Raw genomic sequence first — 26,246 nt, forward strand, 5'->3', positions numbered from 1 at the left:
GGCAAGATTTTAACAAAAATTAGGTAAAATCTTTACTTTTAAAACCAATTTGGAGAAGTATATGTTTGGAATGGGGTTTATGGAAATACTTCTAATTGCAATAATAGCAATTATTGCATTAGGACCTGAAAAACTACCTACAGCAATGGTAGAGATTGCGAAGTTTTTGAAAAAATTTAAATCGGGTGTTGAAGATGCAAAATCTACTCTAGATAACGAATTAAATATATCAGAGATGAAAGAAGAAGCAGCTAGATATAAAGCACAAATAGAAGATGCAAAATCTACTTTAAATGTAAAAGAAAATTTAAATTTAGGATTAAATGACATTATCAATGAAGATGATGAAAAGCCTAAAAAATCAAAAGAAAAAGAAGACAAAAAAGAAAAAGTTTCATTAAAAGAGCCTAAGAAAAAAGATAAAGAAGAAGCTATTGAAGTGGAAGATGAAGCTGATAAATTCAAAGTTAAACTTGAAGATTTTGATAGTACAGAGGAAGTAAAATAATGTTTGAAGATTTAAAACCACATATAGCAGATCTTAGAAAAAGACTTATTAATTCTACTATTTGTTTATTTGTTGCATTTTTTGCTTGTTTTACATTTTATGAACCAATATTAAGTTGGATGATGGTACCAGTTGAAGCTGTACTTCCTCCAAACTCTCAAATGGTTGCAGTTGAGATTCAAGAAACATTTTTTACAGCATTAAAAGTTGCATTTTTTGGAGGATTTATCCTTTCATTACCAGTTATATTTTGGCAAATGTGGCTATTTTTAGCTCCAGGACTTTATGACCATGAGAAAAAACTAGTTATCCCTTTTGTATTTTTTGCAACACTTATGTTTTTAAGTGGAGCAGCATTTGCTTATTGGGTTGTTGTACCTTTTGGATTTGAGTTTTTAATCAACTTTGGTTCTGCTGTTGTTACAGTATTGCCAAGTATTGGTAAATATGTTGGATTTTTCACAAAACTTTTATTTGGTTTTGGGGTTGCATTTGAGCTTCCAGTTATAACGTTTTTCTTAGCTAAAATTGGACTTGTTGATGACAGAATGTTAAAAGACTTTTTTAAATATGCAGTTGTAATAATCTTTATATTTGCAGCACTTTTAACTCCACCTGATGTTTTAACACAGTTTTTGATGGCTGGACCACTTATCATACTATATATTGTTTCAATATATATTGCAAAAATATTCAATCCAGCTACACCGATTGATGAAGATGATGAAGAATAAAATGGAGCTTGACCCACTAAAAACTTCTAGCTATGATTATACTTTACCAAAAGAACTCATAGCTACTCATCCTGTATACCCAGCTGACAGTGCCAAACTTCTGGTTTACAATAGAAGTGAAGATAAAATCACCCATACTACTTTTAAAGATTTGATGAAATTTATACCTGAAGATGTATCAATTTTTTTAAATGATACAAAAGTTATAAAAGCAAGAATCTTTGGAAATAAAGAATCTGGTGGAAAAGTAGAACTTTTATTTAACAAACCTCTTTTTATGGATAGATATTTAGTAATGATTAGAGGTAAAGTAAAGGTTGGAAATAAACTATTCTTTGATGAAAATTTAAGTGCAGAAGTTCTTGAAGTAAATGAAGATGGAAGTAGAGTTGTAAACTTCTTCAAAGAGGATAAAAAACTAGACTTTTTATCTTTAGTAGAGATTTTAAATAAAATAGGACACTTACCTCTTCCACCTTATATGAATAGAGAAGATGAAGAGAAAGACAATCAAGACTATCAAACTTTATTTGCTAAAAAATATGGTGCAGTAGCAGCACCTACTGCTTCATTACACTTTACAGAAAAGTTATTGGAAGATATAAATAAAAAATTTCCAGTTAACTATTTGACTCTTCACGTGGGAGCAGGAACTTTTAAACCTGTAGATGTGGAAGATATATTATCACATCCTATGCATAGCGAATATTTTGAAATAGATGCAAATGCAAAAAAAGCTTTAGATGAAGCAAAAAAAGTTTTAGCAGTAGGTACAACTGTTACAAGAACAATAGAGTACTATGCTAGAACAAATAAAATACAAGGTGAGTGTGACCTTTTTTTAAATCCACTAAACAAACCAATAAAAGTAGACCACCTACTTACAAATTTTCACCTACCAAAATCTACTTTAATTATGTTAATAGCTTCATTTATAGGTCTTGAAAAGACATTAGAAGTTTATGAAGAAGCAATTAAAAATGAGTACAGATTTTATTCGTATGGTGATGGAATGCTAATTATATAAGAGGAGAACATATGCCATATTACGTATTATTTGATACAGAAACAACAGGAAACCAAGAAGAAGATAGAGTTATTCAATTTGGTGCTATGATTGTTGACCAACAAGGAAAAGTTGAAGCTTATGATGAGTTATGTTCTTCTAATGTTGAGATTAAACTTGAAGCAATGGAAGTACATAATATTACCCCTGATTTATTAGAAGGAAAACCAAAAGCAACTGAAACAACTTTTTATAAAAGATTAGAAGAGTTAAACTCAAATGAAAATTATCTAATAGCACATAATATTAACTTTGATATGGGAATGATTGAAAAAGAGGGATTTATAAACTCTTATCAAACTATAGATACTTTAAGATGTGCAAAACACTTATTCCCTGAGATGCCATACCATAGACTTCAATACCTAAGATATGCTTTAGAGCTATACAAAAATGAGCAGCAAGAAGCTGCTAAATATAATATCACTATTAAAGCTCACGATGCTATTGGTGATGTATTAGTTATGAAACTATTTTTATCAAAACTTGTTACAAAATGTAGAGAAATTTATCCAGATTATAATCCTATGGAAAAATTAGTTGACCTAACAAGAACCCCTGTACTTATAAAAACTTTTAGATTTGGAAAATATAAAGGTAGAGATATCGCTGAAGTTGCACAAGAAGATACAGGATATCTAAACTGGATGAAAACAAATCTAGATTTAGATGAAGATTTAAAATATACTCTTGACAAAGTTTTAGGATAATCTAGCTTAGTTACATAAAAGTTTCATTTAAATTTCACTATAATTCCGTAAATTTATAAAAAGGTTTTATAGTGAATAAATTTTCACGCATTGGATTTATTTTTGCAGCAGCTGGTTCAGCCGTTGGATTGGGTAATATATGGAAATTTCCATATGTAACTGGAGAGTTTGGTGGTGGTGCTTTTGTACTTGTTTATCTACTCTGTATTGTGTTTATTGGTCTTGTAGTATTTATTGCAGAATCATTTTTAGGACAATCTTCTGAAGTAAATGTTTCCTCAACTTTTATAAAAGTTTCAAAAAGTAAAAACTCAAACTGGAAGTATGGTGGATTTATGGTTTTTGCAGGACTTATAATTCTATCGTTTTATTCAGTTGTTTTAGGATGGATACTAAATTATATAGTTTTATCTTTTGGAAACTTACCAAACAGTGCAGAACTGGCAGGAAGTGGTTTTAATCAACTTGTATCAGAAGATATTGGATTACAAATAGTATTTCATAGTATTGTTGCTTTAATTACAATCTTTATTGTACTTCGTGGAATAAAAGAAGGAATTGAAAAAATCAACCTAATACTAATGCCTTTATTAGGAATAATATTATTTGGATTATTAGCTTATGCTTTAAGTTTAGATAGTTTTTCAAAAGCTGTTTCATTTATGTTTAGTGCTAATTGGAGTAAAATAGATGAAAATGCTCTTTTAGCAGCATTAGGACAAGCATTCTTTACACTATCTTTAGGTATTGGTACTATCATGACCTATTCTGCTTCTTTACCAAAAAATGAGAACTTTATTAAATCTTCATTTTATGTTGCTATAGTTGATACATCTATTGCAATAATTGCTGGGCTTATAATCTTCTCTTTTCTTTTTGAAGCTGGTGCACAAAGTTCAGCTGGTCCTGGTTTAGTTTTTATCTCATTACCAGTGATCTTTGGACAATGGGGTACTTTAGGAAATATTATTGCAATCTCATTTTTCTCAGCACTATTATTTGCAGGTATTACATCTGCTGTTTCAATGATTGAACCAGTTTTAATGCTTTTTATAGAAAGATTTAATATGACTAGAAAAAAAGCAGTAATAATTTGTGGTTCAATATTTTATCTTCTAGGAATAATAGCTTTACTTTCTATGTCTAATGCATTTAAAGATTCCCTTACTTTCTTTGGTAAAAATGCATTTGATTGGATGGACTTTATAACTTCATCTGTATCGATGCCTATAGCAGCAATAGTTACTTGTCTTTTTTTAGGATTTTTTGTTGATAAACAAACAATTCAAAATAAATTCACTCAACACGTTTCAATAGGTATGTTTAATATTTGGTATGTATTAGTTAAATATATTGTACCTTTAGCAATTACAATATTACTTTTAAATAAATTAGGAGTTATTCAATAATGAACACATTTTCAAGAATTGGTTTTATATTAGCAGCAGCAGGTTCTGCTGTTGGTTTAGGAAATATATGGAAATTTCCATATGTAACAGGAGAAAACGGTGGAGGCGCATTTGTTTTAATATATTTACTTGCAATTGCTTTAATTGGTTTAACTATATTTATAGCAGAATCATACATAGGGAAAGAAGCAAGAACAAATGCAGCACATGCTTATCAGTTGGTTTCAAAAAGTAAAAAGAGAGCATGGAGATGGGCTGGATTTCAAATCTTTACAGGTATAGTGATTTTATCATTTTATGCATTTATTATTGGTTGGATTTTAAACTATATTTTACTTTCATTTAGTGGTTTTCCAAGTGATATAAAAGAAGCTGAAAGTGTATTTACAAACCTTATAACTATGGAGATTGGAACACAAATACTGTTTCATACAATTGTTACACTAACTATTATATTTATTATCTTAAAAGGTGTAAAAGAGGGAATTGAAAAATTAAATCTGATTTTAATGCCACTTTTAGGATTGATATTAATTGGTTTATTATTATACTCTTTAACACTTGATTCTTTTTCACAAGCAATTGAGTTTATGTTTATGCCTGATTGGTCTAAAATAAATGAAAATGCAATTTTAGCAGCTGTAGGACAAGCATTTTTTACTCTTTCTCTTGGTATGGGTATTATTATCACTTATTCAGCTTCTATGGGAAAAGAAACAAACTTTGTAAAATCTTCAATTATGGTTGCTTTGGTTGATACTTCTGTTGCTATTGTTGCAGGTATTATTATCTTCTCATTTCTTTTTTCAGCTGGGGCTGAAAGTACAGCTGGACCTGGTTTAGTTTTTATCTCTTTACCACTTATATTCTCAACTTGGGGAATTTTTGGTCAGATAGTTGGTTGTGCCTTTTTTGTAGCACTATTATTTGCAGGGATTACTTCAGCGGTATCTTTACTAGAGCCACCATTGATGTATTTAATGGAAAAATTTAATATGACAAGAGTAAAAGCTACTATTATAGCTGGAACTTTTTTCTATATTTTAGGAATTGTAGCTTTATTATCTATGAGTAAAAGTTTTGGAGAACTTCTAACATTTTTTGATAAAAGTTTATTTGACTGGTTAGATTATTTAACTTCATCAATTGCTATGCCTATTTCTGGATTTATAACTTGTATTTTCTTAGGATATTTTGTAGATCAAGAGGAATTAAAAGCAAAATTTACAACTCATGTAAATATTAGACTATATAAAGTTTGGTTAGTATTAATTAGATTTGTAGTTCCAGTTGCAATTGTATTATTATTTTTAAATAAACTTGGAGTTATTTAGTTAGAAGATAGGTTCAAACCTATCTTCTAAAACTTCTGTTAGAATCTCTTTTTGTAGTTTTTTTAGATTTTGCAGGCTCTTTTTTTACAGGAGCTTTTCTACCCTTTTTCTCACTTAATTTCTTTTTAGCTTGAACTTTTTGTCTTGGTTGTCTATCTTTTAAAGGGAAAGCCTCATGAACTTCTCTTTTTACATTTAGTTTTAAATTTCTTTCTATTTTTGTAAAATGATTATAATCTTCTGTTGTAAGTATAGAGATTACTTCACCTGTATTTCCAGCTCTACCTGTTCGCCCTACTCTATGGGTAAAATCATCTGTTGTTTCAGGTAAATTGTAATTTATAACTAATGGAAGTTTTTCGATATCTAAACCTCTTCCTGCTATATCTGTAGCTATTAAAACTTGTATTTTTTTATTTCTAAAATCTTTTATTGATTGAACTCTTTGTTTATATTCAATATCTCCATGTATAGCAGCTGCTTTTACACCTTGAGTATTAAAATGTTCAATTGCAGCATCAGCTGCATCTTTTTTATTTACAAAAAGTAAGATTTGATCATAAGTAGAATCTTTTATAAGTTTTGTAACTAACTCTTTCTTTTTCTTTTTATCAATTTTAAATGCACGATGGTTTATTAAGTTTACTTTATCCCTTCTATCGTGTACTTGAACAGTAACTGGTTCATTTAAAAACTCTTTTGCAAGTTTATTGATATTTTGTGAGATTGTTGCAGAACACATAACAATTTGTCTTCTTGGTGAACACATTGAAAATATCTCTTCAATCTCTTCTAAAAACCCCATCTCAAGCATTGTATCAGCTTCATCTAAAACAATAAAATTTACAGAACTTAAATCAAGAATCTCTTCTCTAACTAAATCTAAAAGTCTACCTGCTGTTGCAACTACAATATCAACACCAGTTGCAATTACTTGAGATTGTTTAGTTCTACTAGCTCCACCCATAACTTTTGTATGTTTTACTTTTAAAAACTGCCCATAATCAGCTAAAGATTTTGAAACTTGTTCTACAAGTTCCCTTGTAGGAACTAAAACAAGTCCTCTTAAAACTCTATTATTAAAATTTAAATTAGAGTTTATTTTATTTAACATTGGAAGTACATATGCAGCTGTTTTCCCTGTACCTGATTTAGATGCAGCAATAACATCAATCCCTTTATTAACTATAGGAATTACTTTTTTTTGAACCTTTGTTGGAGTATCATAATCTTGTAACTCTATTGCTTTTAAAATAGATGGATTTAAATTTAATTCAGCGAATTTATTATTAATAACTTATCCTTTAATATATACTTGACATAACTTCATCATCTAAGTATGAATCGATTTTTTTTGTTAATTCTTCAAATGACATTGTACCGTTTTTATTAAAAAGAACAATCTCTTCTCCAAAATCATTTTTAATAAAATGTTCCTCTTTTTTAACTTTTTTATAAAATGCTTTCATCTCTTCTGGTGAATCCAAATCGTTATATAAAAACCAATTAGCAGTAGTATCTTCCACTCTGATTAATCCATAAGTTTTTGCATCATCAACATAATCTTGAATTGTTCCATTATCAAATTTTGCACCAACAACTATATCATTTTCATTTAAAATCATTTCCATTTTGTAAAAACCTTGAACCTTTATAATGCGCAATAATAGCAAGATTTTGATTAAATGTTGTTTTTTGATTTTTAGAAATAACATATAATATATTTTTATATTTTTTAAAGTATTTAGATGATAATATTTTTATTAAAGGATGAATATGTCAATAACAATAGATGAAACTCAAACACAAAATTTTGATATATTAAATAATAATGTAGAAAAAAAAGATTCAAAAACTAGTAACAGTTTTGATAAAAGTTTAGAAGAAGCACAAGTAAAAAATCAAATCTCTATAAATGAAGATAAAGAATCAAAAGAAAAATTAATTGAAGAACTATTAAATAAAATACGTGAGATAGTAAACTCTGGAATGAATGCAGAATTAAAAGATAAAATTGATAAATTGATTAAAGAGATAAATGAAAGTCTAAAAAACTCTTCTACAAATAGTAATTCCCTTAATAAATTAGAAAACCTTTTATCCCAATTACAAAGTTTAATGGAAGAACAAACAAAAAATCTCAGTGGAAATATGTTAAATAATGTTGATATGGAAAAAGAACTTAAAAATTTACTTTTAGAATTTAATAAGAATAATGAGGAAAACAATCAATATAATCCAATAAACAATTATAAAAGAGTTGATATAGAAGAGGAGTTGAAAAAGTTTCAAAATATTAAACTTGATATTTAGTTTTTATGATAAAATAATTCTATGAATTTCAAAGTAATAATTTTTTTAACTCTATTTTTATTTACTGGCTGTACTGTAAATGATGTGTATTCACTTTCAAGAGCAGCAATGAGTAAAGATCCGTCAATGGCTTTTAAATCTTTAGCAAAATCAAAAGCTATTTCATATGCGCAAAACCCTGATAAATTATCAAAAGACTTAACATTTTTAAGCTCATTTGTTAACGAAATAACAAAAAGCTGGGGAAAAGATAATGTTAAAATTCCAAAACAAAAAGAGTATGTAAAATATCTTCAAAACTATAAAAGTAGAGCCTTAATAGATTTTGATACAGGAATAGTAACAGTTGAAACACTAGATTCAAAAGAAAGTTTAAAAAATGCGATTGTAACAACTTTGCTTTTACCCGATGATCCAAGAGCAGCAGATCTTTTTGGAGCAAAAAAGATAAAACTTGGAGACACTCCTTATCTTTTAGGAGAGGTAAAAGATGACCAAAATAAAGATATAAGATATCAATGGAGAGCAAATAGATATGCTGATATTCTTATGAAAAATAGATTAAAAGAAAAAAATATAAAAGATGGAAATAAAAACCTAAAAGTAACTTATGTAACTATTCCTATGGTTAAAGATCATGGTTCTGTAAGAGTAAATAAATTTAAACCACTGGTGGAGAAATATGCAAAAAGGTACAACTTAAGTAAAAATCTAGTTTATGCAATAATAAAAACAGAAAGTAACTTTAATCAATTTGCAGTTAGTAGTGCAGGAGCTTTTGGCCTTATGCAAATAGTACCAAGTAGTGCAGGACAAGATGCCTATAAATATGTAAAAGGAAAAAATCAAAAACCCTCATCTTCTTACCTTTTCAATGCCCAAAATAACATTGAACTAGGAAGTGCTTATATAGAAATACTAAACACTAAATATCTAAAAGGAATCACAAATGAAGTTTCAAAAGAGTATTGTGTAATTAGTGCATATAATACAGGTAGTGGAAATGTTTTAAAAACATTTTCAAAAAATAGAAATACTGCTGTAAATATTATAAATAAAAAATCTGCTTTAGAAGTTTATAATACCTTAAAAAACAATCTTCCTTATGAGGAAACAAGAAGATATTTAAATAAAGTAATCACTTACAAAAAAGAGTTTGTAAATATTTAATTTCCACTCATCATATTTATTTGAATCTCTTCAACTCTATCTTCTTGAATTTTTAATTTCTCTTTTAAAATATTGTTTTGTTTTTTTACTTCATAAAGCTCAAATAGAAGTTTTTGAGCATTGTTTACATTTTCATCAACTTGTTCTTGAAGACTTTTTGCAAGTTTAGAATAATACTCTTTCTCTTTTTTTAACTCAGAATTTGTTTTTAAATTTTCACTTTTTAGTAAAAATATATGTTTTCTAAGAGATAAAATTTCATTTTCATATTTTGAAATAAGTGTAGAGAACTCAATAAATTTTTTAATTCTTCCATCATTAAAAAAGATTGGAAGGATTGTTGCATGGGTATAATAAAGGGCACCTTTTTTATTTATCTTTTTGCAAAGTCCAGTCCAAGTTTTACCACTTTTTAATAGTTCTAATATTTTTGATTGAGGTACTTCACAATTATAAGAAATGAGTTTATCAGTAAAATTTAGTCCAATTAACTCATCAATTTCAAAACCTGAATTTATTAAAAAAGAATCATTTACTGATATGATTTTAAAATTTAAATCTAACTCACACACAATATTACAAGAATCTAAAATAGCCATAAACTGTCTTAACTCATTGTTCTTTGTTGCTAATTCTTTCTTTTGATGCTTTCTTTTTATTATCTCAGATATAATTTTTAAAGTTGTATTCAATTGAATTGGTTTAACTATATAATTTGTCAAATTAAATTTTATAGCTTTTACTAAAAGATTCATATCAGAAAAAGTTGTAGTTATTAAAATAGGAATATCCCAATCTATTTGTCTAATTTCTGCTAAGATATCTATTCCCTTATAATTTGGAAAATCCATATCTGTTAATACGATATCAATGTTTGTTCTATTCTCACGGTAAAGTTTTATTGCCTCTTGTACATCTTGTGCAACAATCACTTTTTTAAAAAATGCAGAAAAAATATCATAATTTTGACTTCTTATATTTTCGTTACTTTCTACAAATAACATTGTTGAGCTAGATAAATAATCTTTATTAAATGAGCATTCTTGTAAATTTGACATAGTTTTTCCTAATATTAATAATATTAAATTCAGTAAAATAATTTTTATTATAGCATATGTTTTTATTATTTTTACCAATTAAATATTATTATTTAGTTTATTTTAATAAAATTTGCATTAAATAAACATATTGATACTAAATATCATTAATAATATATTTAAAATTATAAAATATTTTTTACCAAAAATACTTAATAAACTGAATAGTATATAAACAGCAAAAAAATAAAGTGAAGTTTCATATTGTTTAATATCTAAACTGAAATTTAATAAATACATTAAATAATTATCTAATAAATTACCATAATTTATCAAGTGAAGAAAAAGTTCAAAGGGATAAAAAATAGAAAAAATCAAAGTAAGAATAGGTGAAAAAAGTTGCTCATAAGAGGTATCAAAAAAGAAAAAATGAATTATTGGATTAAAAGCAAAATATATCCAGAAATTAAAAAATACTATATTTATTAGTACAGGCAAACTTTTAAAATATTGTAAATATAAAAATATATAAAACACACCACTTAATGAAAACCATAAAGATATTGAAAATATATATTGTGGATAAAGAGAGATTATAAATAAGCAAGTGATTAACAATGTTTTATAAGAAAGTAGTTTTATATTTGAGCGAAGAAATATTATTGCAAAAACAAACATTACAAAGCTTCTTAAAAGTGAAGGCACCATATCTGTTAATAAAAGATAAAAGAATAATACTATTGTTGATATAAACATAATATCCATCTTTCTATTTCTATATAAAAAGTATTTTTCCTGGATTATTTTATAAGGATAGAAAATCAATGCATATATTATAGCTGTTAGAATTGATAGGTGAAAACCTGAAATTGCTATTAAATGACTAATTGAAAGTCCTGTATAAATATCTCTATATTCTTTAGATATGGGAACTGCTAAAAATAAAGCAGAGAATAGTTGTTTTAATTCTATTTGTTTATGTTGGGATACTATTTTTTCATATAAAATCTTTTTAAAATCATCCTCTTTTTTCTCTTTCTCAACATATATTGATTTAGCATAAAAACCTTTTAAAAAAGTAAAGAAATCAACTTGTAGTGTTATAAAAGCTATATTTATGTAATCTAGTTTTTCAACTTTTAATTTTTTGTTTATTGAGGTAAAAAATGTTAAGTCATCATTTTTTAGTTTTAATACATAATAGTCTTTTTTATTATAGATATTAATTATTCTAAAACTATCTTCATAAATCTCTTCTTGTTTTATTTTTGAATATTTAAAATACTCGAAAATAAGATTTGTACTTAATACAAATAATATCAATAAAAAAAGTGCGAAAAAATCTTTCTTGTCTGAGAGTAATTGTAAACTATCCATTTGAATAGTTTACAATATTATAACTATAAATATTATTTAGTAGCTTTTCTTTTCCATATACTCATTTGTGAGATTGAGTGTTGAAACTTTCTATTTGTTTCTTTTATTACAAAAGGAACATCGATTGTATCTACAAGTTCATATCTGTCTTCTAAGTTTTGTTTTAAAGTATCTAAGGTTTTTACCTCTTTATTATCTCTAATAAAGCCACCTAACCAGTTTTGTTTTGGAGTATATTCTTCTAACCAAGTATAAGGGCTAAGTAAAACTAATAATCCATTTTCATTTACTCTGTTTGGTATATCATCTAAAAACTTTTGTGGATAATATAATCTATCAATTAGGTTTGAACAAAATATTAGGTCGTATCCTGTATAAATATCTTTTAAGTTACAAGCATCTCCTTGCATAAACTCAACTTTATCTTTTATTTGTTCTAAATCCAAATCAGCTAAAGAAACAGTTTTTTCATCAAAAAGGTCACCCTCAGTTGCCACTTTATATGTTAAAGAATCATATTTTTTAAGCTTCACTCCAACATTAATAAAATTAGCACTAAAATCAATACCTAAAACCTCATCAAAAACTTTTCCTAACTCAAAAGTACTTCTACCAACTGAACAACCCAAATCAAGTGCTTTGTTTGTATTAATATCTTTTAAATATGGTTTTAAAACCTCTACAGAGTTTTTAGGGAAGTTTTTTACATTGTAAAACTCTTCTCCATAATGAAACTCACAATACTGTGATATTTGTTCATCTGTTTCATATACATTGTCATTTAATTTTGTTCTATATTCATTATCACTTTTTACATATCTAAATCCAGCATGTTGGAAAAAGTGTTTTCTAAAGGCATATCTTGCACTTCTTAAAATCTCATTTCCTAAACTAATAAAAGAACCACCCTTCATAAGAGCATGTCTATCATCAAAAGTTGGAGTTGTAAAATCATCATAAGCTGGATGGGTTTTAAATCCATCAAATGGATACGTTGGAGTTATACTCCATTGCCATACATTTCCAACTACATCATAAAAGTCACCCATTTTATATTTATCAACTGGTGTTTGGTTAAAATATTTTAATCCAATATTTGCTTCACACTCTTGGGCATTTACATAATCATTTAATCTATAATATTCATCTTCACTTGGAAGTCTAACTTCAAAACCTAACTTCTCACTTTTATATTTACAAAAAGCTTCAGCTTCATATACATTTATATCAACTGGATAGTTTAATGGTAATGGAATAATTCTATTTATCTCTCTTAAATAAAACTCTTCATCTTTTTTCACCCAAAATGTTGGATATTTGGCTTTACTAAAATCTAACCACTTTAAGCCGTCTTTAGTAAAATAGTGTAGCTTAGAATAGCCACCTTCTTTTACAAATTCTAAAAACTCTCCATTTGAAACTAAATATTTACTTGCTTTAAAATCTTTTATTTTTGCTTTATGAAAAGAGAATTCATTGTCCCAGCCGTAAAAAACTGGTTCATTATAATCTTTTTCAAGGATTACTTCACCACCTTTTACTTCAACTAGTTCATTTTGTGGGTATTCATTGCTTGTTTCATTGTTATATTCAAATATTTCATCTTGGTTCAAATAGCTTATATCTAATTCTCTTAATAATACAGATGATGTTTCAATATGAATATTTTCATGTTCAATTCCCATAAGGATAATCCACAGAGGACTCTCCCAGTTAATTGGCATAGTAAATTCTAGATTTTCAATTAAATCTAAAATTATCTCTTTTACTTCATCTCTATATGCTTTTGTTTGCTCAAAGCTAGGCCAAGTATAGTTTTCACTATTTAAATCATCCCAACTCATCTCATCAACACCAATTGCAAATATTGATTCATAGCTTTTATTTATTCTTTTGTTTATAATATTTGCAACATTTAATTTATTCATAAAAAAAGTAGCAGTATGTCCATAATAAAAAATCAAAGGATGTCTTAATCTGTTTGGTTGTTCATATAAATAATCTTTTTTTTCTAATAATTCAAACAACTTTTCATCTAATTCATAAGTTTGTAAAAAATACTTTTTAATCTCTTCTCTTTTTTCTTCAACAGTCCCAACACTTAAATTTATAGTATCTTTAATATAATTCATAGTCACCTCTAGTTTATTTACTATATATCTTATTCAATAATATCTGAAAGTTTTTTAGTTAATTCTAAAATCTCATCTTTTTCATTTAATCCATCAATAAACCTTTTAGGAATATTTTTTAATCCAACTTGAGCCCCAACTAAAGCTCCTGTTAATATAGATCTTGCTTGGTTTTGTCCACCACCATTTAGTGAGTTTAAAATTGCACCTTCAAAATCATCTTTAAATCTAGCAGCTAAATAATAACTAGCTGGCAATATATGATAAATAGCACATGGCATACCATATACTAAAGATACTTTCCAAGCTGGTTCTATCTTAATATCTTTATCTTCAGCAGCTTGTGCCATATAAGAAGGTGATAAAAGTGCATCAGGAGAAGCAAATAATCCAATATTTGAAGGATCTTTTGCTCCTGGTTTTGGTGGCTGAAAATTATCAGATGTTACAGCATGAAAAGGTAGTTCCCCTTTTTTTACAAGTTTCATAAGTTTTATTGAGATATCTTTATCTAGCTTTTCACCTTGAATAAGTTGAGCTAATACAGCTGAGTATGCAACTGTCATAGAACCCACTACATCATCTACTTGAGTTAAAAAAGTATTATGAGAAACACTTTTTGCCAGTTTTTTAGGGTTTCTTGCATACATTACAGCTAAAGCAAGTGTTCTTTCAATAGCTTCAGTAGTATCTGCCCTACTTCCTACCTCATCCCAAGATAGTTTTTGTTCAACCCTTTGTCTATATACTTCTCTAATAGACTGTGAAGTATAACCTCCTGGTCCATGAGTTGGAATTCCATCAATCTTTTTAAATAAATCTTCATCTAATTTTTTACAAAAATCTTCTTGATTATAACCCTTGCTGTCAATAATAGATTTAATCATTAATTTTAAAATATATCCTGCTTGGGATTGATTTCCAGCCTTTTCATGCTCGTGATACCTTCCCTCTTTAGGATTTGTATAAGTTGTAATCCATTCTCCATAATCTTTATATTGTTCATCTAAATCGTAATACCAATGTGGGCCTAAAGCTAAGGCATCTCCAATAAAGGCACCTAAAATTGCCCCTTGAGCTCTATCTTTTAAATCCATAATATTTTCCTTTTAATACTAATTAGTAGTAATTAAAACCAATTATAGTACTAATTAGTATTAATGTCAATAAAAGCTTGTTTAAATAATTTATATAAAATTATAAACAAGCTGTATTTTTTAAACGATTTTTTCTTTTGTAAGTATTATCCCATCAGTATCTGCATACACATAATCACCTTCACAAAACTTCACTCCACCAAAAGAAAGCTCAATTCCTCTTTCACCTTGTGTCATAGGTATATATTTTCTAGGACAAGTTCCTCTAGCAAATAAAGCGACTGGTATATCTTTTATTTGGTGGGTATCTCTTATATATCCATTTACAATGATAGCTTCATAATTGTTTTTTAATGCAAACTTCATCAAGTTTTCACCCACAACTGCAAAGTATTCATCTTCTACATCTACTACAACTATTTTACCTGTACCATCTTCATCTCTTAATATTTTTATTAGTTCAATATTGTTTTTATCAAGTCTTACAGTTACAATATTTCCTTGTACTTTTTCTTTTGCACCATAGTTTTTAAATACACAATCTAACACATATACTTTGTCTGGATGTTCATCACAGATATCAGCAGTAAAAAAATCCATTTACTATCCTTATAATTCATTAATTAGTAATTATCTCAAAAAATTTTTAATATTGACTTATTATCACATTTTTTATACAAATTAATTGTAGAATATGGTAAATAAAGGATAATAAATGAGTAAATATCTGTTTTTGATTGTTCCTTTACTATTTATTGGTTGCTCCACTAAACTTACAGTTAGAAGTTTAGAATCATCAAATATAGTAAAAGAGAATATCCATAATATATTTCTTGAACAATTTACAAATGATGATATAAATCAAACAAATTATCTTGAAAATGAACTTGCTAATGCAAAACTTGAAAGTAAAAATGTATTTACTATCAAACCCTCTTTTGAAAATATAGATGGAGTTGTCTCGGGGGAAGTATTAGAATCAAGTCTTGATTTTTATAAATATTATGATGAAGATTTTACATCAAGATGTGCTAGATATGAAACAATAAATGGTATTAGAACTTGTGTAAGATATAAACTTAGAAGAATCCCTTGTGAAAGAAAAAACTTCAGAGTTAAAACTCAAGTTAAAGTTTTAGATAAAAACCATGAAATTGTGTTCTCTAAAATATATACAAAAACAAAATTTGAAAATAGATGTTATAGATACTCAAGTGGATTTAACACACTTTTTCTATACAATAATCACTACTATAAAGAAGAGATACAAAGAATAAATCCTAGTCTTGCAAAAGAGATTGCAAAAGATATTATAAAAGATATTGCACCACATTATAGGTTTTTAGATATTGAAGTAATAGAATCAATTAATAATGATAATAAAAAAATACAAAAAGAGTTTGAAGATTCTATTAATCTATTAAAAGAAAAAAATATAAATAGTGCTGAACTAAAATTAGAAAAATTAAATAAAACCCTATATTCTAACAGCTATGAAGTATTGTACAATTTGGGATTAATAAATGAAAGTAAAAACAAACTACATAAAGCGATATATTATTATGAACAAGCTTTAAAATTGGGAAATGAACCAAAAGATTTATCACTAATAAATGATGCTATAAATAGAGTAGAAAAAAACCTAAGAAATATAGATGAGACTAAGGCTCAATTAGATAATATATAAAATATTACTAAAAAGGTTATATTTTGAAACTAGTAAAATATATATTATTAATTGTGGTTTTTCTTGCTTTTCAAGGATGTACTACAAAACAAGTAAAAATTGCTGATGTAAAGAACTACTCCCAAGATCCAAGTTTATATATAAAAAACTTCAAACAAACAAATATTGATACAAAAAAATTAAGTCAAAAGTATATAAAAAAATATTTTTCTCCTTGGGATTTAGAAAAGCTAAGCTACTCAAAAAAAGATGCTATGTGGGGAAATATCTACTCTAAAAGGGTAGTTTATTTAGAAAACTATAGACAAATAGAAAAAGAATGGTTTAAAAAGTTATTAGAAAATGCAAATTATGATGAATACAATAATGCAAAACTAAAAGCAATAACAACAAAAAATGTTGATTTTAGAGTATTACCTACTAGTAGTGCCATACTTTACAATCCTAAAAAAGCTGGTGAAGGTTTCCCTTTTGACTATAACCAAAATTCAAGGGTTAAAATAAATACGCCTGTATTTGTGTCACACTTCTCTAAAGACAAAGCTTGGGCTTTGGTTCAATCTCACTATGTTTTAGGTTGGGTTAGAGTTGATACTCTATATTTTGTAAATGATGAAGAGATTAAAAACTTTAAAAAATACCCTTTGGAAGTTATAGTTAAAGAGGGTTATCAAACTTTTAATATAAATACTACAGAAAATCTAAAAGTTGGAACATTTTTCCCAAATACAGATGACAAGTATCTTTTAGCAACAAATACTGGAATAAAAGAAGTCAATATTTCTAAAGACTCTATAGAGCCTTTTCCTTTGGAGTTTACTTCAAAAAATATAAATAAGCTCCTACAAGAGTTTATTGGTGAGCCATATGGATGGGGAGGACTAAACAACCATAGAGATTGTTCTAGTTTTACCCAAGATTTTTTCACACCTTTTGCAATATATCTAAATAGAAACTCAAAAGCTCAAACTAAAGGTTATAAATATATAGATATATACAAAATGTCAAATGATGAGAAAAAAGAGTTTATAGCAAACAATGCAATACCGTTTTTAACCCTTATCTATTTAAGAGGTCATATTATGCTATATATTGGAAATATGGACAATGAACCCCTAGCAATGCATAATATGTGGGGAGTTAGAACTTGGGATACTCTTTTTTCAAGGGGAAGAAATATTGTAGGGAAAACAGTAATTACCTCTTTAGAACCAGGAATTGAAATACAAAATGTGGATAAAAACAGTACCATATTAAGTAAAATTAGAGGAATCGTTTTATTAGAAAAATAGGACAAACACAATAAAAAACACCTATTAATTTCCATTTATTCATGATATGATAAGAAAAAAAGGAAGAGTCATGAGAGTATTACTTACCGGTTCTTCAGGATATATAGGAAGAAGACTAAAACAAAAACTATTAGCAGATGATAATATCAACTTAAGGCTATTTGTAAGAAATAAAAATACATTATCACGGGAACTATCTTCTAATATAGAAGTAGTTGAAGGTGATAGTTTTGATAAAAATAGTCTAAAAGAAGCTTTAAAAGATGTGGATGTAGCCTATTATCTAATACATTCTTTAAGTAGTAAAGACTATAAGAATCTAGATAAAATATCAGCTCAAAACTTTATTGATACAGCCCAAGAGTGCAATGTAAAAAAAGTGATATATTTAGGTGGTCTTGGAGTAAAAGATGAAAATACCAGTGAGCATCTTTTAAGTAGAATTGAAACCGGAGAGATATTAAGTTCTTCTAAAAAAGTACAGACAGTTTGGTTAAGAGCTGGAGTAATAATAGGTTCAGGAAGTACTAGTTTTGAGATAATTAGAAACCTAATAGAAAAACTTCCAATAATGACAACACCCAAATGGGTTAATACAAAAGCTCAACCAATTGCAGTTGAAGATGTAATACAGTATCTAACAGCTTCACTTTATTTACAAGAAAAAGAAAATATCATTGTTGATATAGGTTCAGAACAACTTCAATACAAAGAGATGATGCTTCAAACTGCAAAGGCTTTAGGTCTAAAAAGGATACTTATTCCTCTTCCTTTTTTATCAATAAATCTATCTTCATATTGGTTAAACCTTTTTACACCTGTACCTTTTAATGTAGCAAAAGCTTTAATTGAAGGTTTAAAATCAGAAGTAATAATACAAAATGAAAATGCAAAAAAATATTTTCCAAATATAAAACCAATAAGTTTTTTATCAAGTGTAAAAAAAGCTATTGAAGAGATAGAAACAAATCAAGTAATAAGTAGATGGAGTGATCACTCTGGGCAAATTTGGGACAAAAACCATACAGAGCAATTAGCTGATGCAGTTTTTGTAGATAGAAGAATAAAAGATATAAATGATTTACCAAATAAAAAAGTATATGAAAGTTTTATTAGTATTGGTGGAAACAATGGTTGGTTTGCCTTTGATTATTTATGGAAACTAAGAGGTTTTATTGATAAAGCTTTAGGTGGTGTAGGATTAAGAAGAGGAAGAAGAGACCAAAATAAACTAAGAATTGGTGAGAGTTTAGACTTTTGGAGAGTTGTAGATATACAAGAAAATGAGAGACTTCTTTTATATGCACAAATGAAACTACCAGGTGTTGCTTGGTTGGAGTTTAAAATAGAAGATAACAAACTAATACAATCCGCTTATTTTTATCCAAAAGGGGTATTGGGACGTTTATATTGGTATAGTTTAATACCTTTACACTATTTTGTATTTAATGATATGATTGATGGAATTATAAAAAGAGCTTCCAGTGGATAGCATAGTTTTCTTCAAACTCTTTTAGTCTTGAAAGAAACATATTGTAGTGTTTTTCTTCTTTTACTAAAAAGAAATAAACCCTTGGAGAATAAGGTTTATGCTTGATAGCCAATACCTTTTTGAATCTATTTTTAAAATCTTGAAGTAGTATTTCTATTTGTTCATCGTGTGAAAAACATCTATTTAAATGATGATAAACAATCAAGGTTTCACTTATATCAAAAAGCATCTCAATCTCATCTAAAAAAATATATTTTCCACTTTTTGATTTTTTTTCTAAAGAGTTATAACTTAGAATCTCTATATCTTTTTTAACTCTATCGCATCTTGTTGCTATTCCATTATCTGAGTCAGTAAGAATGATTTGCTTATTTTTTGAAAACTCATAAGCTTTTAAAAACCAATTTTTTCTATACTCAAGATTGCAATCCTTTTCTAATATATCCCTAAAGTAGCTTGTATTATTAATCAATCTTGCATCTTCTAAAGCTTTTACTTCTCTTCTATTTTCAATAATATATTTAAAACTATCTTCTAAATCTTTATCAAAACCTTTTACTTTTTCAAAATAGTTAATATATCTTCCATCACTATTGTGGGTTTCATCAGGGTACATAAACCAAAGTTGAGATATCAAAAAAGAGGAATCTAAAAAAAGATATCGAAGAAGTTGAAACTTTCCAAAATCTCCAATATCAGCTGCATATCTATCTTGCAACTATTTATCCACTTTTCTTAAATAGATAATTCGATAAACCATAGGTACATAATAAAGGTTTAATATAGTTGCCCAAAGGATTCCAAAACCTAAAGCTAAAGCCATTGGTTGAAGAATCAAAGCTTGTCCTGAAGGGAAAAATATCAAACTACTTAAACCTAAAACAGTAGTAATTGATGTTAGTAAAATTGGTCTTAATCTTAAAATAGCATACTCTTTTAGCTCTTCTAAGTTTTTAGATTTTTTAATAAAATCCATCATAATAATTCCATCATTTACTATAACTCCGGCAAGTCCTACCATACCAATTAAACTTGGCATTGTAATATTTACTCCCATAATAAAGTGTCCAAAATATACACCTAAAATAGATAAAGGGATAGTTGTAATAATAATCAAAGATTTAACAATAGAATCAAACATCCATACAAGAGCAATAAAGATTAGAATTACAGCCATTAAAGCTGCTTGTCCCATCTCTCTTTGAACCTTTTCATTCTCTTGTTGTTCCCCTTTTATATCAATACTTACACTTGTTTTTAAACTATCTAAAGTTGGTTTTAATTTTTCAAACACTTCATTTGAAGTTGTATTTGTAATAGATGCTGTTACACTTGTAATTCTTTTATTATCTTCTTTAAATATTTGAGAATATGCAGGTATTTTAATAAAATCAACCACATTTGACAATAAAACTTTTTGTTCAGTGTTTGGAATAGAGATTTCTAATCTATCTAATGAACTTAAGATATCTTTGTTTTCACTTTTAAATACAATATCAATAATCCCTTTATCATCAAACATTTTAGAATAAGTACCTTTTAAATACATTGGTCTAAGCTCAGATAAAATTTGCTCTTCATTAAAGCCTAAATCGTATCCATAAGAGTTTACTTTAAATTTCAACTCATAATTTCCAAGTAAGGAATCATCAGCAATATTTGAAACCCCAGAGATAGAGCTTAAAGTATCTTTTAATACTTTTACAGCATCTTGTACTTTTTGGGTGTCTCCCGAAACAGATAGTTCTAAATCGTTTTTAACAATCCCAGCTTTTGGTACAAAAACTTTTAATTCATCAAAACTTTTTATATCAATACTTTTGTCAAAATGTTTTTTTATAAGATTTTCTATATCTTGTGCACTGCTTTCTCTTAACATATTTGTATCATCATATTTTGGAGACAAATATGGATTAATATATTTATCAAAAATATTTTGAGGGGCTCTTTCATATAAGTTTACAAAAATCTGGAAATAAAACTCTTCATATTCTGGTTGGTTTTTACCATCAAGTTTCATCCCTGTAACTGAACTAATAGATTGAATTTCAGTTTTAAAGTCTAAATTTTTTAAAAGTAATTTTTCTAATTCAAAAACTCTTTGTTCCGTCTGTTCTATTTTATTTCCAACTCCAACAGAACCTGTAATATATACTTGGGTAGAATCAAAATCTGGCATAAACTTAAATTTTGAAGACTTCATAAGTATCATTGTCCCAGCAATAATTGCAAATACTAGAAGTGCTAAAGATATATATTTTCCTTTTAATAAAAAGTTTAAAATATCGTGATATAGTTTTTTATTAAAATCCCAGATTTTGTGAGATTTTCTATCTTCATGGCTAACTTTTAATAACTCTTTTGCATGCAAAGGTAAAAAGAAAAAAGCCTCAAGTAAGGAACTTATTAATAGTATAGAAATCATAATTGGCAAAATTTTCATAAATTTACCAGTTTCACCACTCATCAAAAGTATAGGTAAAAAAGCAAATATAGTTGTGGCAGTTGCAGTTAATACAGCAGGATACATCTCTAGTGCACCATCTCTAGCAGCTGTAAATTTATCTTTTCCCATCTCTAAATGTCTATAAATATTTTCTGCAACTACAATAGCCTCATCTACTAACATACCTAAAGCTATTAAAGCCCCTAAAAGAGATAGCATATTTAAACTATATCCCAATGCTTCTGCTGAGATTAAACCTATCATAAAAGAGGTTGGAATACCTACTGCTATAACTAATGCAATTCTAAAGTTTATAAAAAGTAATAAAGCAACAAATAAAAGCATCAATCCAAAAAGAATATTAGATACAACAGTATTAAGTCTATTTTTAATCCAAATAGAAGTATCAATATATGTATCAAAATCTATATTTGTATATTTTTTTTCAAACTCTTTTGTTATCTCTTTAATCTTTTTAACTAACTCAATAGAGTCACCCTCTTCACTTTTACTAATACTTATGGCTACATTTGTTTTTGCATTAAAGTGGGATTTATCACTTACGTCAGCAAAGGTATATTCTATATTTGCAATATCTTTTAAATATAAAGTTTTATCCCCTACTCTGATTTTGGTATTTTTTATATCTTCAATATTTTTTTCACCATTATATGTACTTAAATAATAGTGTCTTGAACTATCTTTTATAATCCCAACAGGAAATATTGAACTTAGGTTTTGAACAACTGAGACAACTTGAACATTTGACAATCCAAAAGCTTCAATTTTGTCTTCATTAAAAGAGATAAGTAACTCTTTATCACTTTTTCCTAGTACACTTACATTTTCTAAGTCTTTTAGTTGTTGGATTTTTGATTTTACATCATCAGCTATATCTAATAACTCTTCTTTTGAAGCTTCTGTATTAGAATAAACTGCTACAGTAATCAAAGGAAAGTTTTGAGTTAGAGTTTTTACTGTAGGGTCATCCATATCTGATGGAAGATTTGTTTTAATTTTTGTGATAATATCTTTTATATCATCAACTACTAGATTTGATTCCTCTCCACTTTTAAGTTCTGCTGTTATTGAAAAACTTCCATTTTTTATAACAGAAGTAATCTTTTCTACTTCACTTACACTTAAAAGCTCATCTTCTATCTCTTCAACTGCAATTTTATCTAATATATCAGAACTAGCTCCTGCATATGAACCTGATATTAAAACTGCATCCATAGATGAAGGGGGAAATATTTCTTTTGGTATTTTTAAATAAGCAAAAATAGAAAGTATAAAGATAAAAATTAAAAAGAGATGGTTAAGAATATTCTTTTTTAGAGCAAACTCAATTATTGTTTGGATCATATTTTCCCTCAATACTAAATATTATAAGTGAATCCTCAATCTGGTTTTTAAATTTCATATCTTCTAATTGTTGAGCAAGGAATTTATTTTCCTCTTTTAAAGATATATAATGGGCATACAGTTTATTTATATCTTTACTTACATAATATATATTATTCACTAAATAGATTTTAGGGAAATAAAGAGTTAGAACAACTAATAATGCTGAAAAAACAATAATTATTGAATTTTTAGAATTTAGTTTAGTCAAATTTAAATATCCTTAATTTTGAACTTCTACTTCTTGGATTTTGTTTAATTTCATCTTTTGTTGGGATAATTGGTTTTTTTGTAAGTATTTTTCCTAAAGCATGATTATTCCCACAAGTACATTTAAAAGAATCTGGTGGACAAATACAAGATTTTTTCCATTTTTTAAAATAGTTTTTAACAATTCTATCCTCTAATGAATGAAATGAGATAATTGCAACTATACAATTTTTAGGTTTTATAGCTTCAATTGATTCAAAAAGTCTTTCTAAAACACCTAATTCATCATTTACTTCTATTCTAATTCCTTGAAAAGGAAGTGTTGCTGGATGAATTTTCCCTTTACTCATATTTTTTGATAAAAAATCTGCTAACTCTTTTGCAGAATTAAAAGGTCTATTGTTTACAATCAAAGATGCAACTTTTTTATACTCTCTTACTTCACCATACTCTTTAAATACTCTTTCTAATTCGTTTTGAGAATATGTATTAACTACAACAGAAGCATCTAGACTTTTTGTTTGGTCCATTCTCATATCAAGAGTGTCCCCATCAAAGCCAAAACCTCTTTCACTTTTATCTAGTTGTAAAGATGAGACTCCAATATCAGCTAAAATACCTCTTATTTGAAAACCTTTAAAAGTTTCAAGTACATGTTCAAAATTTCCTTGGTTGAAAAGAACTCTTTGCTTATAATCATTTAATCTATTTTTTGAAAAAACCAATGCTTCTTCATCTTGGTCATTACATATTAGTTGAATATTATCATTTTGTTTTAATAAACCTAAGCTATGACCAGCATATCCAGTAGTACAGTCAATAATATATCCACTATCAATATCTTTAAAGGCTTCTAAAACCTCTTCATATAGTACTGGAATATGGGGAACTTCCATAATCTATCCTTAATAACAATCTTTTATTTGTGATTGGTTATAATACCCAAAATAATATTTAAGGCTTTTTAAAATGATTGATGCAAATATAGTAAAGCTTTTAAGTGACTTATCATTAACAATGTTTAGAAAAAACTTTTTTGGTATATATCATGGTGCTATCTCTGCAAAACTCGATTATAATTCATTTATAATAAACTCTGCTGATGCAATATTTGATGAGATGAGAGAAAACTCTTTTTGTGAACTTAATATGACAAAAAAAGATTATAGATGGAAAATTGCAAGTATAGAATCAGATATACACTCAACTATATATACAAATATTCATGAAGCAAAATATATTGCTTTTGGTGTACCTATTTATACAACAGCTTATACTTTTGATCATGATGAAATAATTCTTGATGATTTTTTTGGAAAAACAACCTTAGGTGGTAAAGTTCCAATTTATGATCCAGGAGATTTCAACACTTGGTATGATAGAAATGCTTTAGAGATTACAAAATACTTAAAAGAAAGCAATGAAAGAATTATGGTTATAAGAGGAATTGGTACATATGTTTATGACAGAGACATAAATAATTTAGTAAAAAGAGTAGCAATTTTAGAGAACTCTTGTAGGCTTTTGAGCCTAAAATCATCGTATCAATAATAAAAATGCAAATTTTTCTATAATAATTTAGCTAAAGAGCCTCATTTTTAGCTATTTTAAAGCTTAAATACTATAAAGTTTTTAAATATTTTAAATCTTACACAAGGAGTTCTTCTATGAACAAAGCTGAATTTATTGACGCAGTTGCAGCAAAGGCTGGATTATCTAAAAAAGATGCTAAAGGTGCAGTTGATGCAGTATTAGACACAATTACTGAGACTTTAGTAAAAAAAGAAACTGTTAGTTTCATCGGATTCGGTACTTTTAGTACAGCTGATAGAGCTGAGAGAACTGCAAAAGTTCCTGGAACAGACAAAACTGTTAAAGTTCCAGCTACAACTGTTGCAAAATTCAAAGTTGGAAAAGCTTTAAAAGAAGCGGTTGCTAAATAATTACTTCTTTTTTATCTCTTAAAAGGGAAACCTTCGGGTTTCCCTTTTTTTTACTCTAAATTAAATAACTTATTAAGAATTATTCAGTATAATTCTGTCCTATTTTTAAGTGCCCGTGTGGTGAAACTGGTAAACACGTCGGATTCAAAATCCGATGACTTCACGGTCTTGTCGGTTCGAGTCCGACCACGGGTACCACTTAATATATTTTTGATTTTATAGCAAGTGAATTATTTTCTTTAAATTCATATTCAAAATATTTTAGATTTATATTCTCTTTAATTTTTTCTAATTCATCAATTCTTAATTTATCATCTGGATCTTTAGCAGTTATAATTAATTGATTTTCAATAATCTCTTTTTTTGTAAAATATATATTTGATTCTAAATTAATAAAATCAAAAAATTTATCTACTGTATCTATTGAATCGAATCTAAATCTGTTTGGACAGATAAATTCATTTGATAAATTTATATAATCTAATACAGCTTTTAGATCAACAGGTTTTAACAATCGAACAAATTTAAGAGTAGAAAGACAAGTATCACAATCAATAGGACAATTAATACTATCACTTATCAATATAACTTTCTGAGAAGGATTAACAGTAAAAATATGATTTATGAATTTATTAGAATTTTCACAATTATGTTCAATAATAATATATTTATACTTATTTGCACTATATTCTTCTATTAATTCTATATAATTGTCATTAACCACTAATTCAAACTCTGTAAACTCATTAATAAGTAAACTTATTTTTTCAATAGTGTTATTTTCTGTATCTACTAATAAAATTTTATTATTATTCATTTACTACCTTAAATTTTATTATTAAATAATACAATAAGTAGACAAAAAACTTTATATAAAGAATTAAA

The 26,246-nt window shown here is 27.2% G+C and carries 25 protein-coding genes and 1 tRNA gene; 14 read left to right on the plus strand and 12 right to left on the minus strand.

The genetic code is table 11. From position 1 onward, the window contains the following. Window positions 1-61: 61 nt before the first annotated feature. From tatB to ACKU3H_RS12415, 6 genes are all read left to right on the plus strand, one after another. On the plus strand, window positions 62-508 hold the full coding sequence (gene tatB / locus ACKU3H_RS12390; RefSeq protein WP_320034179.1) for a Sec-independent protein translocase protein TatB: 447 nt from the start codon (window positions 62-64) through the stop codon (window positions 506-508). Beyond that, window positions 508-1,242 (plus strand): twin-arginine translocase subunit TatC, encoded by a 735-nt coding sequence (tatC, locus tag ACKU3H_RS12395; RefSeq protein ID WP_320034180.1) that lies wholly within the window; start codon window positions 508-510, stop codon window positions 1,240-1,242. The genes tatB and tatC overlap by 1 nt, the downstream gene beginning before the upstream one ends. Next, entirely contained in the window at window positions 1,229-2,269 is a 1,041-nt protein-coding gene (gene queA, locus ACKU3H_RS12400; RefSeq protein WP_320034181.1) for a tRNA preQ1(34) S-adenosylmethionine ribosyltransferase-isomerase QueA, read from the plus strand. Before tatC ends, queA begins: the two co-directional genes overlap by 14 nt. Window positions 2,270-2,280: 11 nt before the next feature. Further along, window positions 2,281-3,018: a 3'-5' exonuclease gene (locus ACKU3H_RS12405; RefSeq protein ID WP_320034182.1), complete on the plus strand. Its 738-nt coding sequence runs from the start codon at window positions 2,281-2,283 to the stop codon at window positions 3,016-3,018. Between the two features lie 71 nt (window positions 3,019-3,089). Further along, window positions 3,090-4,427, plus strand: coding sequence for a sodium-dependent transporter (locus ACKU3H_RS12410; protein ID WP_320034183.1), 1,338 nt, complete (start codon window positions 3,090-3,092; stop codon window positions 4,425-4,427). Then, window positions 4,427-5,761 carry a sodium-dependent transporter gene (locus tag ACKU3H_RS12415; RefSeq protein ID WP_320034184.1) on the plus strand — a complete coding sequence of 445 codons (1,335 nt, stop codon included), beginning with the start codon at window positions 4,427-4,429 and terminating at the stop codon, window positions 5,759-5,761. The genes ACKU3H_RS12410 and ACKU3H_RS12415 overlap by 1 nt, the downstream gene beginning before the upstream one ends. A 19-nt stretch (window positions 5,762-5,780) precedes the next feature. Here ACKU3H_RS12415 and ACKU3H_RS12420 read toward each other — a convergent pair whose 3' ends face one another. Together ACKU3H_RS12420 and ACKU3H_RS12425 are read right to left on the minus strand one after the other, a co-directional pair. After that, the gene (locus ACKU3H_RS12420) at window positions 5,781-7,055 is read right to left on the minus strand and encodes a DEAD/DEAH box helicase (RefSeq protein WP_320036479.1); all 1,275 of its coding nucleotides are present in this window, start codon (window positions 7,053-7,055) and stop codon (window positions 5,781-5,783) included. 10 nt (window positions 7,056-7,065) lie between these two features. Continuing rightward, window positions 7,066-7,392, minus strand: coding sequence for a hypothetical protein (locus ACKU3H_RS12425; protein ID WP_320034185.1), 327 nt, complete (start codon window positions 7,390-7,392; stop codon window positions 7,066-7,068). 145 nt (window positions 7,393-7,537) lie between these two features. Here ACKU3H_RS12425 and ACKU3H_RS12430 point away from each other — a divergent pair, with 145 nt between their 5' ends. Both ACKU3H_RS12430 and ACKU3H_RS12435 read left to right on the plus strand, forming a co-directional pair. Beyond that, window positions 7,538-8,074 (plus strand): hypothetical protein, encoded by a 537-nt coding sequence (locus tag ACKU3H_RS12430; RefSeq protein WP_320034186.1) that lies wholly within the window; start codon window positions 7,538-7,540, stop codon window positions 8,072-8,074. A gap of 21 nt (window positions 8,075-8,095) precedes the next feature. After that, complete coding sequence (locus tag ACKU3H_RS12435) at window positions 8,096-9,244, plus strand: murein transglycosylase domain-containing protein (RefSeq protein WP_320034187.1); 1,149 nt, start codon at window positions 8,096-8,098, stop codon at window positions 9,242-9,244. On the opposite strand, the gene ACKU3H_RS12440 is transcribed toward ACKU3H_RS12435, so the two are convergent. The 5 genes from ACKU3H_RS12440 to rraA all read right to left on the minus strand — a co-directional run bounded on the left by ACKU3H_RS12440 (window position 9,241) and on the right by rraA (window position 15,487). Beyond that, window positions 9,241-10,302 carry a response regulator gene (locus ACKU3H_RS12440; protein ID WP_320034188.1) on the minus strand — a complete coding sequence of 354 codons (1,062 nt, stop codon included), beginning with the start codon at window positions 10,300-10,302 and terminating at the stop codon, window positions 9,241-9,243. The two genes, ACKU3H_RS12435 and ACKU3H_RS12440, sit on opposite strands and share 4 nt — an antisense overlap. A gap of 117 nt (window positions 10,303-10,419) precedes the next feature. Continuing rightward, window positions 10,420-11,658: a ComEC/Rec2 family competence protein gene (locus ACKU3H_RS12445; protein ID WP_320034189.1), complete on the minus strand. Its 1,239-nt coding sequence runs from the start codon at window positions 11,656-11,658 to the stop codon at window positions 10,420-10,422. Between the two features lie 32 nt (window positions 11,659-11,690). Then, complete coding sequence (gene ovoA, locus ACKU3H_RS12450; RefSeq protein ID WP_320034190.1) at window positions 11,691-13,790, minus strand: 5-histidylcysteine sulfoxide synthase; 2,100 nt, start codon at window positions 13,788-13,790, stop codon at window positions 11,691-11,693. Window positions 13,791-13,819: 29 nt separating this feature from the next. Next, window positions 13,820-14,887, minus strand: coding sequence for an ADP-ribosylglycohydrolase family protein (locus tag ACKU3H_RS12455; protein WP_320034191.1), 1,068 nt, complete (start codon window positions 14,885-14,887; stop codon window positions 13,820-13,822). A gap of 120 nt (window positions 14,888-15,007) precedes the next feature. Then, window positions 15,008-15,487, minus strand: coding sequence for a ribonuclease E activity regulator RraA (gene rraA, locus ACKU3H_RS12460; RefSeq protein WP_320034192.1), 480 nt, complete (start codon window positions 15,485-15,487; stop codon window positions 15,008-15,010). Between the two features lie 115 nt (window positions 15,488-15,602). Here rraA and ACKU3H_RS12465 point away from each other — a divergent pair, with 115 nt between their 5' ends. The 3 genes from ACKU3H_RS12465 to ACKU3H_RS12475 all read left to right on the plus strand — a co-directional run bounded on the left by ACKU3H_RS12465 (window position 15,603) and on the right by ACKU3H_RS12475 (window position 19,358). Further along, window positions 15,603-16,574, plus strand: coding sequence for a tetratricopeptide repeat protein (locus tag ACKU3H_RS12465; RefSeq protein WP_320034193.1), 972 nt, complete (start codon window positions 15,603-15,605; stop codon window positions 16,572-16,574). A 23-nt stretch (window positions 16,575-16,597) separates the two neighbouring features. Beyond that, on the plus strand, window positions 16,598-17,866 hold the full coding sequence (locus ACKU3H_RS12470; protein WP_320034194.1) for an SH3 domain-containing protein: 1,269 nt from the start codon (window positions 16,598-16,600) through the stop codon (window positions 17,864-17,866). A 70-nt stretch (window positions 17,867-17,936) separates the two neighbouring features. Further along, entirely contained in the window at window positions 17,937-19,358 is a 1,422-nt protein-coding gene (locus ACKU3H_RS12475) for an SDR family oxidoreductase (RefSeq protein ID WP_320034195.1), read from the plus strand. On the opposite strand, the gene ACKU3H_RS12480 is transcribed toward ACKU3H_RS12475, so the two are convergent. The 4 genes from ACKU3H_RS12480 to rsmH are packed head-to-tail and all read right to left on the minus strand — an operon-like array spanning window position 19,333 to window position 24,314. After that, window positions 19,333-20,076 carry a hypothetical protein gene (locus ACKU3H_RS12480; protein WP_320034196.1) on the minus strand — a complete coding sequence of 248 codons (744 nt, stop codon included), beginning with the start codon at window positions 20,074-20,076 and terminating at the stop codon, window positions 19,333-19,335. The genes ACKU3H_RS12475 and ACKU3H_RS12480 overlap by 26 nt on opposite strands. After that, complete coding sequence (locus ACKU3H_RS12485; RefSeq protein ID WP_320034197.1) at window positions 20,077-23,169, minus strand: efflux RND transporter permease subunit; 3,093 nt, start codon at window positions 23,167-23,169, stop codon at window positions 20,077-20,079. Next, the gene (locus ACKU3H_RS12490) at window positions 23,150-23,419 is read right to left on the minus strand and encodes a hypothetical protein (RefSeq protein WP_320034198.1); all 270 of its coding nucleotides are present in this window, start codon (window positions 23,417-23,419) and stop codon (window positions 23,150-23,152) included. Before ACKU3H_RS12490 ends, ACKU3H_RS12485 begins: the two co-directional genes overlap by 20 nt. After that, window positions 23,412-24,314 carry a 16S rRNA (cytosine(1402)-N(4))-methyltransferase RsmH gene (rsmH, locus tag ACKU3H_RS12495; RefSeq protein ID WP_320034199.1) on the minus strand — a complete coding sequence of 301 codons (903 nt, stop codon included), beginning with the start codon at window positions 24,312-24,314 and terminating at the stop codon, window positions 23,412-23,414. The genes ACKU3H_RS12490 and rsmH overlap by 8 nt, the downstream gene beginning before the upstream one ends. A gap of 73 nt (window positions 24,315-24,387) precedes the next feature. Here rsmH and ACKU3H_RS12500 point away from each other — a divergent pair, with 73 nt between their 5' ends. The 3 genes from ACKU3H_RS12500 (at window position 24,388) to ACKU3H_RS12510 (ending at window position 25,559) form a co-directional block, all read left to right on the plus strand. Continuing rightward, window positions 24,388-24,969 carry a class II aldolase and adducin N-terminal domain-containing protein gene (locus tag ACKU3H_RS12500; protein ID WP_320034200.1) on the plus strand — a complete coding sequence of 194 codons (582 nt, stop codon included), beginning with the start codon at window positions 24,388-24,390 and terminating at the stop codon, window positions 24,967-24,969. Between the two features lie 116 nt (window positions 24,970-25,085). Next, complete coding sequence (locus ACKU3H_RS12505) at window positions 25,086-25,361, plus strand: HU family DNA-binding protein (protein WP_320034201.1); 276 nt, start codon at window positions 25,086-25,088, stop codon at window positions 25,359-25,361. Window positions 25,362-25,472: 111 nt separating this feature from the next. Next, window positions 25,473-25,559: transfer RNA gene (locus ACKU3H_RS12510), tRNA-Leu, on the plus strand. 1 nt (window position 25,560) lies between these two features. Here ACKU3H_RS12510 and ACKU3H_RS12515 read toward each other — a convergent pair. Next, window positions 25,561-26,178, minus strand: coding sequence for a hypothetical protein (locus ACKU3H_RS12515; protein WP_320034202.1), 618 nt, complete (start codon window positions 26,176-26,178; stop codon window positions 25,561-25,563). Window positions 26,179-26,246: the final 68 nt, after the last annotated feature.

Source organism: Halarcobacter sp. (genome assembly GCF_963675975.1).
Classification (GTDB): domain Bacteria; phylum Campylobacterota; class Campylobacteria; order Campylobacterales; family Arcobacteraceae; genus Halarcobacter.